The sequence below is a fragment of the Leptospira fluminis genome, from assembly GCF_004771275.1.
Taxonomy (GTDB): Bacteria; Spirochaetota; Leptospiria; order Leptospirales; family Leptospiraceae; genus Leptospira_B; species Leptospira_B fluminis.
Window position 1 is genome coordinate 147118 of record NZ_RQEV01000009.1, and the last position, 19542, is coordinate 166659.

Below are 19542 nucleotides of genomic sequence, written 5' to 3' on the forward strand. Positions count from 1 at the left end.
AGCGACCATGCCCGACGACAGAACGGTGGAATTCATACAGTATCATCGCCCGGATCTCATGTCCGGAGATTATACGATTACTTTCGATCACAAAGTGGATCTGGGGTTCGGCGATTCGGAGTCCTTTTCCGAAACCAAATCATTTTCCGTAAGAGGAGAGCGGTTTAAGATCGCGTCGGAGGAAATCGTCTCCTGTTTTCCCCCTGACGGAAGTTTTGGAGATTTTTCCAATTGTCTTCCGCATATCGTCATTTCTAAATCGACTCTCCCCTGGGAACGAACAGCGGGTGCGGAATCGAGCGGCTCACCTTGGCTCGCCATCCTTCTGGTCTACTCCACGGAGGCGTCTCAGATAAAATCCGAGACGCTCCCGATCGGGAGCCTAGGTTGTACCCTTGAATCCGGAGAGGATGCCAAAGATAACTGCCAAACGCTGGTAGTGTCAAAATCCTTTTTGGAATCACTCGTGCCTTCCGAAAAGGAAATGAATCTTCTCGTCCATGTTAGGTCGGTGGAAACCTCCGACAAGGTCAATCCCACCGAAACGGGAACGGGCGAATTCGCAGTCGTAGTGGGAAATCGACTAGGAAAAGCCGGATCGGCAAGCGTTGCCTATTTAGTTTCTTTAGAAGGATATTATGATCCTTTAATGAATAGCAGATATGCTGCCGATGCGAACGGAAACGTACGTATCGTTTCCCTGAAATCATGGAGTTTTTCCTCGGAATCGGAACAGTTCACGTTCAAGCATTTAGTGTCCAATTTGAATCGCTCCCCTTCCACGCTTCGCCTACCCGATTCTCCGAATCTATCCGGAACGGCTCTCGAAACGATTCGCGCCGGTTATCTTCCCGTTGCCCATCACTTGCGCCAGGGAGACAAAACGGTATCCTGGTACCGCGGGCCTTTGATTTCCTATCCGACCTCCCAGGCTTTCTCTCTTCCGGCCTCCGCGTCGGATGAGCTTACCGTTTATGATCCCGCAAACGGAGTGTTCAATGCTGCCTATTCTAGCGCCTGGGAATTAGGACGACTCCTTGCGCTCCAAAGTCTTTCCTTTTCGATGGCCCTTTACCGGTGGAAACTATCCCAAAAGAGACAAGACCTGCTTGCAAAGGAAAAGAAATTGATCGGCGACCTCTTCGGCGATCCGTCCATAGCCTCCTCGGAAGTTCCTTTGGGAACGGATTGGTTCTCGATCGTAAGCGATTGGCTCGGAAAACTCGGCCTCCTGATCGGAGTCCCTTTTTCTTATCTAGTTCCGGATGAAAGAATGTTGCCTCAGGAATCGGTGAGATTTTTCGAACTGGATCCGAACTGGGTCGATTCGCTTTTGGATGGAGCCTTCAGCATCGGTAGGTCGACGTCCGGCGATCTTGCAAAAGACAAGAAGACTCGCAGTACCGTCCGAAATTCTGCGACGGATTCCTCCTTAAAAGTTCGGGCTATGTCCTCCGATCCCTCACCCGCCCCGAATGCGCCCTCAAAAATCACCGGCGTATTGATCAGGTCCGCAGCGGTTTCCGGCTGGCCGAATCTGGAAGTCAGAGCTTATTCAACGCCTCAACAAGATGAAAACCATCCGGCCACGGACCAAATTTCGACTTTGAGAATGGACCACCTTTCGAAAGACGTACTTCTCTGCCTCTTTTTGGGGGAAGCTCTTCAGGTGGACGTTCAGCTTCCTTCGGAAGGAGTTCATTTCGGCCTGGATTTCGACGAAACGTTCAGCAAGGAGTTGAGAGATCCCGAGGGAGATTTAGAAAAGAATGTTATTCTAAATGACATTCCTTTTAGGGAAACGGTCGGACTCCTAAACGTAGACCTTTTTTCGGCCGCAATCGCGCAAAAATTAAACGTTCCGAAGGAACAATTCACGTCCGCACAATTCGCCTTACAGATGGTGGAAGGCGTGGATAAGATCAGTTTTTTAAAATCGTAAGAGGTTCAAGATCGATGCCCCAGTCCGTAGATTCACCTTCCTTCCTGATCGTTCCGGTAGACCTGGATGCCATGTGTGTGGGAAAAAACGATTCGGAACAGCGCACTTCTCTCACGGCTCCGGCTACCGCAAATTTCGTCACCTTACCTTATATCGGCGGTCCTCAAGGACCGTATCTCGGGGATATGTTCGTGAGCAAACCTTTCCAAACGGAGAGCATCCCCTTAAAGATCGGCGTTCATCTCCATTGGGCGCTTCCCGACTCACTGACTCGTGGAGTCCAAACCGAAAAGGACGACGGAAGTCTATTTATTCGATTTCCGGACGTTCCCAACCGATGGTTACTTACCAGAGTCTTAACGAACGAGAAAGATCCCGAAGTTCCGCAAACTTCCTTGAAATCCTGGGTGATCGAATCGGATTTCCTTTCCACGGATGCGAATTCCTATTTCGACCATACGAACATTCCCATGAATCAAAACGGGAGCTTCTCCTTTTCCGAGACAAATCCGCCGTTTCGCTATATGGGCAGAGCGATCGAACTCGAAAAATGGTCGGAAAGTTCCGATCCGAATGTCGAAAGATTCGCTCCGTTCACCGCGATCGGGTACGGGGAACCTAGATTCGCTTCCTATTACCCGAATTGTAGAACCGTATTCGGTTATCAAGACACGTTTTCCGACATAGTCAATTTCGATTCGGAAAACGTTTCCATTAGTTACACCGTTGTCGGTTGGTATTCGGACACTAGTAAGGATCCGATCCGTTCATCCGCCGATCTTGCCAAAACGCTGAAGTCCTACAAATGGGAACTCCCTAAGGGAACCACGGTAAGTTCCTTTTCCGGAATGGTTTGTGCCGGAATGTTGGGTCGGGTCGAGTGGAATCCGGGAAGAGATTATATAAAATCAGACACCGATTTGAATGCTACCCAAGTAGCGGTCGCGAATACGAATTCGGAAGGACTGGCGACCCTTCTTTCGGAAATCGTCCGTATCCCTGGACTGACTCGCGAACAACTAGAACGATGGATTGAAGCGTTGCAGATAGGATATTTGGACAAACTGAAGGATGTGGGAGCGATGGCGGACCTCGAACGTTCCCTTCACAAAAGTTTCTTCGAAACTTCCCGGGCCGAAACCCTTTGGACGATCGAATCGGCCGATCCCAAAACGCAGGACTCGACGGCACTATCCGAACAGACCTCGAAGGATCTCAATCAATTGAACCTCTATCAATTCGAATTGGATCGTACTTCTTCGCAAATCCTATCCATCCAAAAGCAGGTTTTTTTCGATTGGTACAAATTCATCGCATCCCTTTATCCGAGCTCGGACAATCCTCCTTCCGTAAGCTCCAACGATATACGAGAATACATCGAAAAAAATCTCGGCGACCAATCCCCCTCCGAACAGCTTTCGAATAACGTGAATACGTTGACTTCTCGGATCCAATCCTTATCGCAGAAAATAACGCAGGACATCGGAAAAAGCTATGTTCTAAAATCGATAGAAGCGCCTAGATTCTATCGACCGAACGATCCCGTCCTTCTGATTTCCGGAACGGATCTACAGCCCTCCCGCAGGTACGGTTTCGACGGATCATTTTCCGAGACGGGAGGGCTCCTCTGCAGAACGAACTCCCAAACGATAAGCGAATTTCAATTCGTCGCTGCAGATAAAACGTATTCAGTTCAATCTGACAAAATACCGAAATATTCTAATCTATTAAATTTACCGATCGGAAGCGTTCCGGACCTGATTTTATCCGAACTTTATTTTCTGGATGAAAGCCAATGGTCTATCCCGGTTCAGGCAGCATCCGTTCCTAAAGGGGCGATTTCCTCCATCATAGAACAACTTCGGAAAGAATTCGATGCCGGATCGGATTCTTTTAACAAAAACCATATTACCGGCGGAGTTCTTCCCTCCCCGCTCCAGTTCCGGACTTGGTGCCCGCCATGGCATCCGATCCTTCTTCAATGGAACTTTGCGTTCCGGCCTTTCCAAACGATCCAAAACGTTTCTTCCGGAGTTTCCCTGCAGGAATATCAGGAAGATTTGATCGAAAGGAATTTCACTCTACCGGAAGGAAATACGGATTTGAAGTATGGGGGAGAACCTCTAGGGCAGGAACAGAACTATTCCGGGTCCACTATTTTAACCCCGCAGGCGATCAAGAGTCTGAAAGATAGAGCCAAGGATTATCAGAAATATTCCTCTAACCCCACCGTCAAAAGTATTCTTGACCAGGCCTCCGGGGTCTCGGTTCTATCCCAGGCTCTATCCGGATTCAACGAGGCCTTGTCCATGCAATCTCAAGAAATGCAATTTCAAGCGCACGACCCTCTTGCCAGAGGATTGGAAAAAACCTTCAATCAAAAAGTCCGGAATTTCGTATCGAACTCCAACGAAACGTCTCCGCTTCCGGAAATAAACTTCAATCCGATCCGATGCGGACTCGGTCGCGTCCAAAAACTGAGAGTCGTTGACTCGTTCGGTCAATACAGGGATTTTACCATTCCACCCACGGTGGCCTCTAGAAGCCTTTCGATCTCGAACCCTACGTATCCGGCCTTTTTACCTCCGCGTTTTGTTCAACCGGCAAGGCTCCTTTTTCGCTGGCTTTCCGCCTTTGACGATTCGGAGGAGATGAACTGCATCAGTTCTCCGATACACGGCTGGCTTCTGCCGAATTATCTGGATGGAAGTATAGGAATCTACGACGCGGAAGGAACTTCTTTAGGAACCCTGGCTTCCTACGATGAAAACGGGGTATTTTTCGAAATCTCTCCTGGTGCCGGCTCTTTGGTTACGATCCGTTCCCAAGATCCGGATTTTGCGGACAAACTGGAAAAAACATTCGAAAATTATCATATACGTGAGATCGTTTCGGATATTTTGCGCCGAAATTCCTCTTTTCTAGATTCGTTTATCGGAACCCTGGATCGTTCCCTTCAATTCATCGAGCCGCAAAACTTTTCCGAAACCACAAGCACCGCTCAGCTGATCGGTAGGCCGATCGCCGTCGTAAGAGCGAAACTGAAATTGGAATTGAAAGGAAACCCCGTCCAAAACCAAAGTTGGTCCTCCTTACGGTACAATATCGACAACACCGATCAGTACGATTCGGCAAAGTTCCAGAACGTATCCTTTCCGTTACGATTGGGAAGCGCGCTGGAATACGAAGACGGTCTGCTTGGTTTTTATCTAGAAAAAGATTCCAAAACGGATTTTTCGAATTTTTACTCCGCACATGCGGATGCCTCCGACGGAAACATTCTTCTTCCTTCCGAAACCACGATCGCTTTAAAATCCGATTCGGAAGCAGAACCGACGACGGTAGTATTGCTAATCGATCCGAGAGCCGCAATTCATGCGACTACCGGAGTTCTTCCTAAAAAAAGGATCGATATTCCCAGATTTCATTATGCTTCCGCCTTAGAACGAATGAGCGTCACATTCCTCGCGGCGCCGGTGCTCACGAGAGCGGATCGCCTGGAAATGCCGTACCCGAAAATCGCCGGCACAAGCTGGTCTTGGATCCGAAAAGATGCGGCGACTTGGCAGGAACTTTCGCCGCTTCAAAAGCCCCGCACGGATGTGAACTTTCCGGGGACTCTCGTCCTCCGGGAAGGATGGCTGAAATTGAAGATATCTGAAAACACTAAAGCAGGAAACGAAAATTAAACGTACAACTCTAACGATTCATCCTCTCACTCTCTCTTTGTCGCCGCTCAATTCGGATTAAAGCGCAATCCTTCGATGTGCAAAGCACGGGTGCCACGTGATTCTCAAATCTAGATCGAAGTCGAAAGATAACTTGCCGCTTATCTAGTCGAGAGCGGAAATTTCTCTATGGGTTTACTGTGTACGCCTGGGATACGGGTCCCCCCGGGCCTTGAGCGGTCAAAACGAAAGTCACACTCTGAGGCGCATCCCCCGTGCCTGCGTCCACTGCGGCGCTACCCGAAATAGCGCTGGATACCAAAGATCCGTTCACCGTTAATTGGCAGGAAGAAGCACGAGCCGTCTGCCAATTTACATTTGCCTTCGCCGCTTCGAAGTAGAATTTATTCGACTGCCAGTACCCGCTCATTCCGGTAATCTGAACTCCGTTTGTAGCCGTAACGGTAATAGAGGAAGAAACCGGACCGTTGCCTCCCTGACAAGTCAATGTAAAAACGCTATACGTATTCGTTAAAGGAAGTTGGATACTTCCTTTTGCGGAACTTAAAGTAGTTCCGTTGATATCCAGAGAGGTGGCGGATTCCGTGTCCCAAGTAAAGGTGATTTGATCTCCTAAATTGCCGGAAGAAGTGGAGGCCTGAAAAAGATTGATTTTGACGGATTCCACCTGCACAGTCACGGAGGCTATGGCAGGACCGTAGAGCCCCTGTGCCACCAAAGTATACGTAGTCGTATTTTTAGGAGAGACCCGAACGGAATCGTTGGCTTGGACAGCACCGATCCCCTGATCGATCGAAAGGGAATGTGCAAATTGAGATTGCCAAGTTAAAGTAATCGAATCGCCGACTTTGATCGGACCGGTCGTAGAAGCGCTTAAAGAGCAATGCACCGGCTGGATCAAAATCCCGATCGCTCTGCTATTACTCCTACCGTCTTCCGTAAAAGCGCTCAGTCCAACGGAAAACAATACCGGACCTTGAGAATTTTGAATCTGAGAGAGAACCGGAACGAATTTGATTCCGGGTTGGACTGCTGGGAAAGTCTGGTAATTCTGGACGGTCTGGCCGTCTTGTCCTTGCATACTTCCGATATTGGAATTCAAGGTACAATACTCCGCTCCCTGTGTTTGCCATTGAACCGTTATGGAATCTCCGTAAGCGATCTGGGGTGGAGAAATGAAGAATTCGCTGATCACCGCTGCCGGAAGTTCCTTCTGTAGCGAAAAGCTGGCATAACCGTCGTTAAAACCTGGAATATTAAAGAATTCTACATAAGCATTGGCGATTCCCGGTTGTATATGACTTACCAAATCCGATATCTGAAATTCGATTCGATCGTTACTCCCTCCGTTTAGGAATGTGTCCGTCGCCGCGGTGAATTTCCATGTAGGAATATTCTGGATGACTTCCTTCGACGAAGTGAATTTATTTTCGTATTCTCTCAAAAGGGAAAGATTTGCGGTAGTGAGATCGGCGGCACTCGCCAAATCGCCTAACCCGATTCCGGTATCGAAAGAAATCCGTATATAAGAAATGTTCGCCTTAGCGGGGATTTTCGAGGAGTTCGGATTGGAATTCGTCAAATAGAAGTTTAGGCTATTTTCGTTGTTCGCAGGCGAATCCGAAGGCGTAAGATACACGATGGAAGAATCCTCAGGCTGAGAGATGAGAACCAAGTCCTGGTTTCCTGCCTTGGGTACTTGCAATACTTTTACCGAAGTCGTATAAATGCCGTCTCCAATAATCGAAGGATCCAAATTATACAAATTCAAATTTAGAGTTTGCGATATTTGGCGCGGAGAAGAGGTCTTAAACCCTGAAATCGCGATCTTCACGCTCCCCTGTGCCGCAATGGAAATATCTAAGGAAGGAGAAAGCATCAGATAATTCCCGTCATCGGAAAAGGTTTGAATCTTCCAATCCTGTCCCGCACTCACTTGAATCGAATTTAACTCCGAAGATTGGAACGTTTCCGGTAGATACACTGCGAGTAAAAAGGAAGAAGTACCCGGAGATTGATCGGATACGGGTTCCCCCTTTTTGAGTATGACCGGCTGAGTGCCGGTGTTTTGCAGTTCCACGGAAAACGTAAGATCCGCAGCTACCTGATCCCCTTCGGAATTCGGCACATAAAGGATAACGTTCTGTTGAGAATCCAGAGGGGCATAGAGAATGTTTAAGGATCGATTCATAATACTCGTATATTCAAAATAGGGAATCGACTCCGTTCTTTTCTAACCGAGTGAAACCTATGTCGGAACGATTGGAAGAAATTATGTGCCGAAATCAAGCCTAAAACGCGGCTTTTATGAAAATATAATTGTCTTTATCGAATAGGAACGGCAAAATCGATTAAAATTATCTGCGAAGAAAAGAAATTAAGGATCTTCTCCGTCGCCGTACCTTTCGTCGACAAAAAGGAAAGTTTCTAATTCCTTCTTCGTTTCAGGGTTTCGAGAAAGGAATTCACCTTCAAATTCTCGGGATCTATCGAAAAAGCGTCGTTCGCAATGGATTCCGCTTTGGTCCGATTATTCAAAGCCATGTAAATGCCGGAAAGATTCAACAGATTCTTAAAATGCAGCGGATTTCGTAGTCTCAATCGTTCTCCAAAATCCGCCGCCCTTTCGAATTCACGGCACTTTTTCAAAGTGTAAGAAATGAAGTAAAGCATCTCGTTGTCCAATGGATCCAAGTTCAAATAATCTTCCGCATAATGTGCGGCTTCTCGGTACAATCCTTTACGCAGATGCAGAAGCGTAAGATATTTCTTGATCAGCGGAACTCTATTATGAAGAGCCTCCAATTTTTGGAATATCGGTATCGCTTCACTGAAATTTTCCGTCTGTGCGATCCGTTTGGCCCGCCGAAACATGCCGGCAAGTTCCGTATTTTTTAGGAAGTCCTTATTGGGATCCGCTTCCGAAACATTTACGACTTCCTCCTTAAAAGCGATACGCACTAGAGAAAGATCGTCCGTAAGCATTCCGTTGGAAGTGATCGATTCGTATATTTTCCGAAGGGATCCTCCTCCTTGACGTACGAATTCGAGGAATTTCGTATGATCGTCGTTTAATTTCTTATCATCCTTTCCGAACAGCAAAAAATCGTCTCGTCCGTCGGATCCGGCGATGATCACATCTCCCGGCTCCAATTGAAGGGTTTTAACGTATATATGACCGTTGATTCCTCCGGTTCCCAATTTGCGGAACGTCATTTCGCTTTCGATGAAGCTGGCGACTCCGTTTCTATAAAGTACCGTCCATGGATGCTCCGCGTTCACATAATACAGGATTCCTACCTCGTCGTCTACCAACCCGATGACCAAGGAGACAAGCATCGAACCGTCGAAGCTTTCAAAGACCTTATGCAATTCCAGAAACGCGTCTTTTAACCATTTTTCCGGGGAATGATTCTGCACGGATTCGATCAGATTTGTCCGTTCCAGGATCGCTTCGAACACTGCTCCCAGTACGAGCGCCCCACCGGCACCTTGCATGGATTTGCCCATGGCATCCGCGTTTAAAAAGACGGTATATTTTTTCCCGCGTAAAAAGATCCTTTTTGAGGTACTGATGTCCCCTCCGATTTCGGAATCATAATTACGGAATTTGAATTTCTTTTTCTGCTCGGTAAAAAATTCTACTTTAACGTTTTCTTGAGCGGCCCGATTCACTCCCAAAGGTTTCAAAAGGAGCGACATGAGGAAATAATCCCCGTCCTGCTGTTCCTTTAGATCCTTCACTTCGGTTAACGAATGCTGGAGTTCTTTCGTTCTTTCATTTACTTTGTTTTCGAGATCCTGCGCGTATTTTTCCAGATTATCACGGGCGACAAGGATGCTGTCCGCCATATGATTGAACGAGCGGGCGATGAATCCGATCTCGTCCTCCACGCTCGGAACGAGCCTGTATTGAAGATTTCCGGAGTGAATCGCTTGCAATCCCGCTACAACATCGTTCATCGGACGAATCAAGGCGTATCGGAAGAAATATTTAAATCCTACGATTACGACAAACATGATGGAGATCAAACAAACTGCCAATATCGAAGAAGGTGAATGTATATAGCCTCGATAGACCTTATAATCGAACCCGACTTCGTATACGGATCCGCGAGTTTCATCCGGAATGAAATAGGAAACGAAATATTTCGGCGAACCGATTCCGGTGCGATCCCGATCGTTCATTCCTCGGTAGATTCTTTGCCCTTCGAAATAAACGGGGCAAAGGGATTGGGACAAAAGTGCGGAAAGTTTTTCCGAAGATGCGCCTTTTTTTCGGGCCTCCGAATACCTGTCGCTTACGATTTTCATCATCGCGGAGAGTCCGGGCTTGTTGGAATTCAAAATCGCGAGTACTGCACTTTCGTTTCTTTTGTCGGAAATTTGTACGAGTTTATTTCCCGCTCTATCGACGAATCCGTTCATTTCTCCGAAGAATCCGGACATCTGCGAATCCGAAATCGGTTCCTTCTCAGTAGAGAGTAGAAATTCTCGGAGACCCTCCTTGTATGGCAAAAACTCTGCTTCGTCCGTTTCAAAACCCGAAAGCAGAACCTCGGCTTTTTTCCATCTCTCGTTTCGTGATGCATTTTTCATGTCGGTTAACGCCGATCTAACAAGGAAAAGTTTGGCTTCTACATTCCCGTTTTGGATTTTCGGGATTCCATTCGTACCGCCGGCCGCATCGCTCGCGGTTTCTTGAATCGTTTCATACCCAAGAACGTATTTCAGATCCGCCGGTTGTTCCTTATTCTTAACGATCAGTTTGGCCTCTTGAAAACGGATCTTATCGTACTGTGCCTCGTATTCGTTTAGAATCAGATAGGCTACGATCTGAAAAACCAGAAAGAACGTCGCCATGGAGATTCCGATGATTCTGCTCAAAACGGTCGTCTTTTCCTTCGAAATATTCAGGTAGATCACTAGTAGCAGAAAGAAACCTATCACAAAGGAGAGATCCACCGCCTGCTGGTATACGATCCTCGAAATCAAACCGTTTCGATTCAAAGCGTTCGTTAAGGCAGGGATTACGGAGATCATACAAAAAGCCAGAAGCATGTAAATTACGGCCCTTCTTTCCCGTCCCTTTTCGGAAAATGCCCTCCAGATTCCGGCCGCAACAAAGACGGTATTGTATACCAAAACGATTATGGAGTAGTATTTGTAGAACGAATACGTTTCGAAATCCCGATAATGGTTTCCTTTAACGAAAATTCCGACACTTCGATAGGAGATTGCCACAAAATAAACGGTAACGACTCCGATCACGAAAAGCAGGAGCAGATATAAAGAAAGACCGAATTTTTCGTATTTCGGCGAGGGAAAATAAAAGAACACTAGGACCAAATGCGAGAAGGTCATTAACGCGGTCGGTATGACCAACCAGCGGTGATACACCCCCCAAACCTCGACGGTCATGAATCCTATTGCATAAGCGAAATGGAAAAGAGCAGCCGATAAACCCGCTCCCCCTAAAATCAATGCCGCCTGGCTCCTTTCCTTAATCGTAATAAAGAAAATGGCTATATAAAGGCAGAACAGACCGGCAAGAATGGAGCCGAACGAATAAAAATTTAAATATATGAAATCCATGGAATTTTCCGAGAGCCGTATCTTTTCCGAATGATAGATCTTAGCGGCTTATCATTCGAGAGACCGACCGCTAAAAGCTCTGTTGAATTCCTCTACTTTATACAGACTTTGGATCTTTTCGCGATATTTTTCTAAAATTACGGACCTCCTTAGTTTTTGCAGATTCGTCAGTTCGTCCCCGACTTCGAACGTTTTTTCAACCAGCAAAAAAGGAGAGATTTGTTCGAAAGATTTGAATCCGGATTTGGAATTATTTAAGGATTTGATTTCGGTTCGGAAGAGTTCTATCACTTTCCGATTTTTCAACAAATCCTCAATTGAGGAATATCTGATATTACGATCCTTTGCCCACTTTCGTAAGACTTCGAAATCCGGAACGATAATGGCGCCCAAATTTTTCTGATCTTGGCCGATCACCATGCATTGACTGATGAATTCCGAAGATTGAAGGCAGGCTTCTATCGGTACCGGTTCGACGTTTTCGCCTCCGCGCAATACGATGGTCTCTTTGGCTCTTCCCGCAAGTGTAAGCGTGTTATTGAAACCGATGATCCCTAAATCCCCCGTATTCATCCAACCTCCCTTAAGGGCCGCCTCCGTTTCCGCTTCGTTCTTGAAATATCCTTTCATAACCTGCGGTCCTTGAACAAAAATGATTCCTTTTCTTCCCGGTTTGCCCTGCACGAATCTTCCCGAATCGTCTATTTCGGATAACACTTCGTTCGTTTCCGATCGTACCTGTAACCTTGTCTTCGGTAGAATGTGCCCGACCGTACCCAATACCATTTGACGGAATCTGCGAATGGAAATCGTCGGCGAAGTTTCCGTCATTCCGTAACCTTCTAAAATCCTAATACCGATCGAGTCCAAAAATACGTCCACTCGGATCGGTAGGGCGCCGCCTCCTGAAATCGGAACCCTAAGTTCTCCTCCTGTAAGCATCATTCTGTACTTCGACAAAATCCATCGATCCAAAGTAAAGCTGTTCAGTACTGAAAAAATCGCACCGAGTAGAAAGAACATATGCTGAAATTCGTAAGAATACGAATGGATTCCGAACCAGATCCCCAAAGCGAAAAAAAGGGAGGACATATAAAACGGTCCGAGAAGAAGATAGACGGCCCCCATACCGATTCGCCTGAAAAAGGTCGATATAGTCTTTCTACCGCTCAGATCCAGCTCGTTTCCGGTCAAAAAAGCCGTCGCTTTTCTGACGTTTCTCGTATAGAAACAGGACAAATGGAAGATCGCTCTTGTCAGGGCGCTCGTTCTTGTGGAGTCGTTGATCTTGGCGAGGATTCCGTTTGCGAGCATTTCCCAAACCCGCGGAGCGGAACCGAATATCGTAGGTTTAAATTCCAACAGATTTTGCTTAAGTTCCGGAAGATTAGAATAAAACGTGGATGCTCCCGCGCTGATGCAGCAATATTCCAGAAACCTTTCGAATATATGCCATATCGGTAATATTGTAACCGCTCTGTCCTCTTTTTCCAACTGGAGCAGCGGAACAACCGCACTTATTTGATGAATCATATTGGAATGAGTCAGTTGTACGCCTTTCGGTTTTCCGGTAGTACCAGAGGTGTATATGATCGTAAAAAGATCATCCGATCCGATTTCACTAATTCTGCTTTCCGCTTTTCGGGATCCGTTTTGTCGCAAGAGGCGACCTTTTTCGATAAGATCGTAGATATGATATGCTCCCGTTTCCTCGTCTATAGGACTTTGGAGCAATATAAAGACGGACTCAGACTCCAGCAGGGATTTATTTCGCAAAATTCGGTTCAGTAGTTTCAAATTTTCGACGAATACGATCCTACTTTCGCTATGATTCAGAATATAAACGATCTCGGCATCGGTGATATCGGAACCCCGCGGAACGTCGACACATCCGGAAAGTAAAATGGACGCATCCGCTAAAATCCACTCGACCCGATTATCGGAAAGGATGGCCACATGTTCTTTTGGCTTTAAACCTAAATGGAGTAACGATTCTGCCAAAGAGAGTGCGGAAGAATACAACTCCGAATAGGAAAGCTCGCAAATTCTCTTCTGGTGATCTCGATAACGAAAAGCGGTTTTGTCCCCGAATTTTTCGGCGGAACCCTTAAATAAATCGGCCAGCGTTCTCATATTTCGTTCTTCCTTTCGCCTCGAACTTTTTCGCTTTGAAAAGTCTCCTTTTCACTGCATCACGCAGTATAGCAGCGATCCGATTCTGCGACTTGAACGCTACGGCTGAATCCGTCGGATTTCTTTGAAAGATTCGGCTAAAACGTTCCGGAAGTTTTTCATATTATAATACAACAAATATTTTATAATAACAAATTCCGGATTAAGCCGATATTCCTTCTCATTCTTTAGGCGAAGGAAAGATCTCTTCCTTGGAGGCGTAGGAAAACCTTCGTGCATTCCAATCTCTACACCTCTGTTCCGCCTGCAAAAGTCCTTCTAAAATCGCGCCTCTTAACTCCGAGATCTCGTCGAATAAATGATCGATCACTCCTGTCGCAAAAGCATCATGAGAAGCTTTGGCCTTATTTCGAAAGGATTCTAGAAACTCCGTACGGAGCGTTTCCACCTCTTCTTTCTTTCCCTCTTCTTCCAGGCGCGCCACCTTTCCTCCATGAAAAAGGTCGAACGCCGAAAATGCTCCCATTACCGCCAGCGTACTCTCTTTCATGGAACAGTACGAAATTCCGGGTCTTAAGAATCCGCTGAATGCGTGAATTTGCCTTCCTCCGTAATTCTGTCGTAAAACTACGGACACGACCGGATTCCTGGAAAGAACATTGATATCCAAGGATTCTCCTCCGATCTGTTGGATCCGGAGTCTTTCCTGTTTCAGCCCAGGCACAAAGCCCGGCGCATCTGAAAGCATCACCAGAGGAATATCGAATTTGGATAAAAACTCCATAAAGATCCGGAATTTTTCCGTTCCGGAAGCATCTGGAGCTCCGCCGTCTTTCGGTTGGTCTGCGATAATTCCTACCGTTTTTCCGGCGATCCTTCCGAGCCCCGTAATCAAACTCGATCCCGGATCGGCCTGAAAGAATTCCAAAAACGTACCCGCATCCAGAGCGGCTTCGATTACGGAAGAACGCATATCGTAAGCCTGACTGAGATCCTTCGGTAAACTCGGCACACCCCGGACCGTATCTTCTTGCATTCGATTTCTATAACGAAGCAACGAAAAGACTTCGCCAGCTACTGAGAAAGCTTTTCGTTCGTCTTCCACCAGAAAAGTCGGGGTCTTAAATAAGGATCCGGCCGATAATTCCCGTTTTTCCTTCCGGTTTTCTTCTACTAGAATCCAGACGTCTCCCGAAATCGTATTTTCGGACAACTTTAGACTTTTAGAATCTTTAACGATATGAAGAACGGGTTCCCGATTGGCGGACAAAAGATTCAATATGTCTCTGCCGATCCGGAACGATTCCCCGTCTTCCAGATAAGAGTTGCTGAACCAAGTCCTACCGTAAATCAATAATACTCCTGTTCCGGATTTACGTGCAATCCTCAAAGACTCTTTAGCTTTTATTAATGAAGCATAGGAATGAAACCCGAACTCGGACCTCGGCCCTAAACCCAAGACCGGAACTCCCTTCAATCTCAAGAGCCCGGAGACTAATGCTTCTCCGCCGGAATAGTTATCTTTGATCGATAAAAAATCGCCTTCGTCCGATGCGGATCCAAGCACAGCTTCCGATATGACGTCCCGATTCCGCATCTCTTGGTCAGTCGCAGATTTTCGTTCGGAAAGAGACCCGATTTCCTCATATCGATATGCCGGATCTCCGAAAAGGATCTTTTGAATCCTGCAAAGAATCGAAATCAAGTGGACTTTATCGTTCGCTATGAAGTCCACTGTTCCCGTCCCTCGCCCCATGATCTTAGCTCCGCCGATCTCGTAATTGGTAAACCGTTCCCCGGTTACGGACTCGATTACCGCTGCGCCCGTCAAAACTCGATAGGACTGCTCTTCGTCTAACAGGACTTGAATGGATGCTTGGGAAGAACCGTACACGTCCAATCCTGTGGAAGACCCTACGCCTACCGCGACGATCAAACATCTCGACGGTCGATCCTCCGGAAGATAAGGTCTGAGGTTCAGATCCTTCAATTTGTGTATTACGGAAAACAATTCTGGAATGGCAGGATCGTTGTGGGATTCTATAGCGGCCATAAATTCCCTGGCCGGCACCCGTCCCGTCAGAAGAGAGTTCACGAAAAACCCTTCTGCAGCGCGGTTTAAAGAAACCATTCCCTCTTTGATATTAGCTCCTGCTCCGTCGTTCCAAACGTAAAGGGGAAGATCCATCCGGTAGGAAATGCAGGCTGCCGCGAAGTATTTTCTTCCTTCCTTATCCCCCGTCGCTCCTCCTGCGACTCTCGAATCTTTGAAAAAGAAAACCGCTTCCTGTCCCGAAATTTTTCCTACGAAAATCTTTGCACCGATCGGAATCGTCGTAGTTTCTTCGTATTCCGGGAAATCAAGTCCCGGAATGGAGATCTCGCGGAAAGTGTCTGGATCGAACGTTTCTTCCGCCCATCTTTCCAGAGGCCATTTCCCTTTTTCATACATTTTGGAATTTTTAGGTTCGACTTCCTGCGAATAAGGAAACCTTATATCTTCTTTTCCTAATATATCCATCCTAAGCTTTCCGTCCCTAAAAAAGAAGGAATAAATCTTGGATTTTTCGGGTGCGCCTAATATTTCCAGAGTCAGTCCGGAATAATCCGCATGAAGGAAGAACTCCATAATGGAAGCGGCGCTGTTTCGTAGGATCTCATACTCTCGATCTCTTACCGGAGAAGGATTGCCCTGAAAGGGAGTTTTCCCTTTTTCGGTCACGAGCTCCAAACGTATAGAAGACGCCAAATGATAACGGTTGGCGGCGGTTAATAAAGATACCGCGGCGATGCACTCGTTTTCCAGATTCTCGTTAAAGGATTTCCCTTCCGAATCGACTCCGGTACTTTCCGAAGGATCGGAATCCAGTCGCGCGACGAGTAAAAGCTCGGTTTTTTCCTTCGACTCCGTTACGTACAAAAAATATCTCTCGGAGGGAAATTCCAAACGGCGAATTTGTCCCCTGCCTTTCCAATAATCCAGTTTTTCGGAGAGTAGAGCCGTAAATTTCTCCGAAACGTTTTCGGAGGCTAAAAATAGATCGGATCGGAATTCGAAGAGTTTCCCACGATCGAAATCTTGTTCCGAAACCAAATCCATCGGCTCCCGGGTAAAAATCTTGTATTTGGATTGGTGTCGCTTAGCAAGAGTCCGCACCCCCTCAGGAATGTTAAACGAATTGGATTTTCTTTTGTTCAGAATTCTTTTTAGTATTTTTTCAAGCCTTGGATCCCTATCTCTTTCCTCCAACGCAAGCAACTCGTGCAGGTAAACGTCGAAAGCCTTGGCCGAAGGTAGGAAAGGTTCCAACGCTAAAAGGATCTCTGCATAGAAATCCGGTTGAGCTAACTGATTCCTATAAGAGGAGAGTATGTAACCGAAGGCGATGCCTTGGTCTTGCATCCGACGGAATTGCGTCCAAGGCTTCGCTCCATAAAAGGCAAACAACCTGGAAAGAAGTTTTGCGGTATCCTTTGCGGGCTTAAATCCCTCACGATCCCAATGAATCAACGCTCTTTGTAATTCGCTAAAATGGGAACGACCAGGAAGGAAATCGGACAAGAATAACCGCTTCGTCAAAACGATATATCGGAAGAACAATTTGACAATATCTTCCCACTCGCTTCTTTCTTTCCGATTTTTGAGTATCTCTTCCTTTTCAAGTCCTTTTAGAAGAGCGGAGATTTTACTTTTTGTTATGGATCCGGAGCAGAAGCCCAACAGCCAGGACCGTAACAAAAGCCGGACCTCCTTCCTCTGGACCGCGGAGTAAGGTCTTTTCATCAAATCCGCTTCGCGATCCTCGATACCGTCCGCAGGAACATCGCCCCATTTTTCCAATCTAGCTAAAGAAGAGGGGGTTTCGGTATCCAGGTTCTGCTGTTGCGCGCTCTCGGAGAAAATCAGTCGGGAGGAGTGTTCGGATACCGACTCGGATGAGTTGAACGTTACTTTCGCGAGAATTTCCCCTTCCGCAAAACTCTTTCCTAAAATTTGACCGGAAGCGGTATTTCCTTGAATCAATCTACTGAGATCCCCCTTTTCGATCAGGTAAGACAGGACTCCGTCGATCGGTGCCTTGAGTAATGTCTCCATTTTCATGGCGGAAATAACGATCAGAGAATCTCCCTTCCTGATCGTACCTCCTAATGTCCAAGGCTTTTTGGTTTCCGGGTTCTCGCATAATTTTACGAACGTTCCTTGGAAGGGAGATCTGAGAACGCCTGCGTCGTCTCCGGAATCCTGTTTGCTTTCCGACGTGATTTTCAGACGGGAATAGCGTACTGCCCCTTTTGAATCGAAAAAACGGATCAATTGAAAATTCGGCTTTGCGTCGATCTTTACGGAAACATTTCTATCTCCGGATTCGGCCAATAATTGAAGCCCATCCCTGGAATACCGACTGACCCTAACACGCCTGAGCGGAAGGCACTCGCCCCCGATCCAGAATTCGGATATACCTGTCCGTAAAAGAAAAACGTTATAATAGGAATCATTGATAAAAATTTTATAATGCGCGGGGGATTCTGTTTCATTATCGGAATATAGGAGTTGAGTCAAATTCCGTTCCCTAAAAATCTCCGAAACGGATCTTCCGGTTTCCCTAAGACTTTCTCCTATGCAAGCGTAAGTTATGGATTCTTCCAATAGATCCGTTTTTGCCGAAACCAATTCGGGAAACTCGTCCAACAACCTGTTGTCGTAATCCCCCTCGCGAAATTTCGGATGTCGCACCACGGAAAGGAGTTGTTCGATATTGGAAGTGATTCCGCTCATATAGATTTCACTCAAAGCGCGTTCCATGCGTTGCAAGGCTTCGAACCTATTTTTTCCGAACGCGAGAAGCTTTCCCACCATGGGGTCGAATTCCCCCGGTATACTATCCCCTTTTTTGAAACCGAAATCGCAGCGTATTCCGTTGAACGTAGGCAACTCCAACTCTTTGATTTTTCCGGGAGAAGGAGAATAATTTTGGTAAGGATCCTCCGCGTAAATTCGACATTGGATCGAATGTTCTCGCTCACGAAATCTGGACTGCAAGGCGGAATGGTACGGGATTTGATCTTCACGATCGTCGAAAAGGAAAATTTGCCATTTGACCAAATCCACCCCCACGGATTGGTCCGTAACCGCATATTCCACCTGCAGTCTGGTATTCATTTCTAAAAATCCGAATTGGCCCGTTTCGCGATCCAAAAGGAACTCTACCGTGCCGGCTCCGCAATCGTTAGAATATCCGGAAAGTCCCGCTATTTTTTCGGCGCCGGAAAGTAACTGCAGTTGGGTCGAATGAGGTAGAAAATGCTCTCCGGATTCTTCTATAATCTTTTGGTTTCTCCTTTGTACCGCGCATTTGCGGATTCCCACCGCGATTCCGTTAAAAATCTGCACTTCGAAATGCGCCGGCCTTTCAATGAATTTTTCCAAATAAAAGGTCTCGTTTCCGTAGGAACTTCTCCCGATCCGAACGGCACTCTCTATCGCAGGCGCCAGTTCCTGCGGATTGCGAACGACGAGCATTCCCTTTCCGCCTCCTCCGGCGTCGAGTTTAAGGATGATTGGATACCCGATTCGTTCCGCTTCGATAAGCGCTTCTTCTATACCTCGTATGGAACCGGAACCCTGAAAGAGCGGGACTCCGTTTTGGCTGGCCAAATGTCGAGCGTCCAATTTGTTTCCGACTTTCCGCATAACGGAAGCCTTCGGGCCCATGAAAATGATTTCCCGTTCGTAGAACTTCTCCGCTTCCCTTAACATTTCTACGAATTCGTAATTTTCGGACAGGAAACCGTACCCAGGATATACAGCGTTTGCTCCGCTTTCGAGCACTGCAGCACAGATCACCGGTATATTGGCATAATTCTTTGCCTCGCCTATATAGACCACTTCATCCGCGAACTCGAACCAGGACTGTCCCCTATCCTTGTCCGCTACCACGGCAACGGAACGGATTCCCTCCTCATGCAGTGCGAGAAAAAAACGTTTTGCGATCTCGCCTCTGTTCGCAATCAACACTTTCTGAAGTTTGCCCTGTCTCTTCGGTGATTTGAACGCCTTCGTGCGAAAAGTCGCGTTCAATTCCCTCAGTTTCACGCGACAGGATTCTATCTCCGAAATTCCTTGCGTGAGAGAGATCGTTCCGGATTCGTATTTTGGAATTGCCGTCTTTTTCATCTCTTCCT

At 46.8% G+C, this 19542-nt stretch carries 6 protein-coding genes; 2 read left to right on the forward strand and 4 right to left on the reverse strand.

Going from position 1 to position 19542, the window contains the following annotated elements:
* Positions 1–7: 7 nt before the first annotated feature.
* Together EHO61_RS08780 and EHO61_RS08785 are read left to right on the forward strand one after the other, a co-directional pair.
* Positions 8–1942: a hypothetical protein gene (locus tag EHO61_RS08780; protein WP_135813245.1), complete on the forward strand. Its 1935-nt coding sequence runs from the start codon at positions 8–10 to the stop codon at positions 1940–1942.
* Between the two features lie 14 nt (positions 1943–1956).
* A complete protein-coding gene (locus EHO61_RS08785) occupies positions 1957–5631 on the forward strand; it encodes a hypothetical protein (RefSeq protein WP_135813246.1) in 3675 nt (1224 codons plus the stop codon).
* Between the two features lie 166 nt (positions 5632–5797).
* On the opposite strand, the gene EHO61_RS08790 is transcribed toward EHO61_RS08785, so the two are convergent.
* The 4 genes from EHO61_RS08790 to EHO61_RS08805 form a co-directional block, all read right to left on the reverse strand.
* Positions 5798–7822, reverse strand: coding sequence for a serine/threonine protein kinase (locus EHO61_RS08790; protein ID WP_135813247.1), 2025 nt, complete (start codon positions 7820–7822; stop codon positions 5798–5800).
* A gap of 236 nt (positions 7823–8058) precedes the next feature.
* Complete coding sequence (locus EHO61_RS08795) at positions 8059–11226, reverse strand: SpoIIE family protein phosphatase (RefSeq protein WP_135813248.1); 3168 nt, start codon at positions 11224–11226, stop codon at positions 8059–8061.
* A 51-nt stretch (positions 11227–11277) separates the two neighbouring features.
* A complete protein-coding gene (locus tag EHO61_RS08800; protein ID WP_135813249.1) occupies positions 11278–13359 on the reverse strand; it encodes an AMP-dependent synthetase/ligase in 2082 nt (693 codons plus the stop codon).
* A 220-nt stretch (positions 13360–13579) separates the two neighbouring features.
* A complete protein-coding gene (locus EHO61_RS08805) occupies positions 13580–19534 on the reverse strand; it encodes a carboxyl transferase domain-containing protein (protein ID WP_135813250.1) in 5955 nt (1984 codons plus the stop codon).
* Between the last annotated feature and the right edge of the window lie 8 nt (positions 19535–19542).

What these genes read in the sequence shown, in the direction of transcription:
- EHO61_RS08780 (WP_135813245.1), top strand. Translation starts at nt 8, where the DNA reads ATGCCCGACGACAGAACGGTGGAATTCATACAGTATCATCGCCCGGAT.
- EHO61_RS08785 (WP_135813246.1), top strand. Translation starts at nt 1,957, where the DNA reads ATGCCCCAGTCCGTAGATTCACCTTCCTTCCTGATCGTTCCGGTAGAC.
- EHO61_RS08790 (WP_135813247.1), bottom strand. Translation starts at nt 7,822, where the DNA reads ATGAATCGATCCTTAAACATTCTCTATGCCCCTCTGGATTCTCAACAG.
- EHO61_RS08795 (WP_135813248.1), bottom strand. Translation starts at nt 11,226, where the DNA reads ATGGATTTCATATATTTAAATTTTTATTCGTTCGGCTCCATTCTTGCC.
- EHO61_RS08800 (WP_135813249.1), bottom strand. Translation starts at nt 13,359, where the DNA reads ATGAGAACGCTGGCCGATTTATTTAAGGGTTCCGCCGAAAAATTCGGG.
- EHO61_RS08805 (WP_135813250.1), bottom strand. Translation starts at nt 19,534, where the DNA reads ATGAAAAAGACGGCAATTCCAAAATACGAATCCGGAACGATCTCTCTC.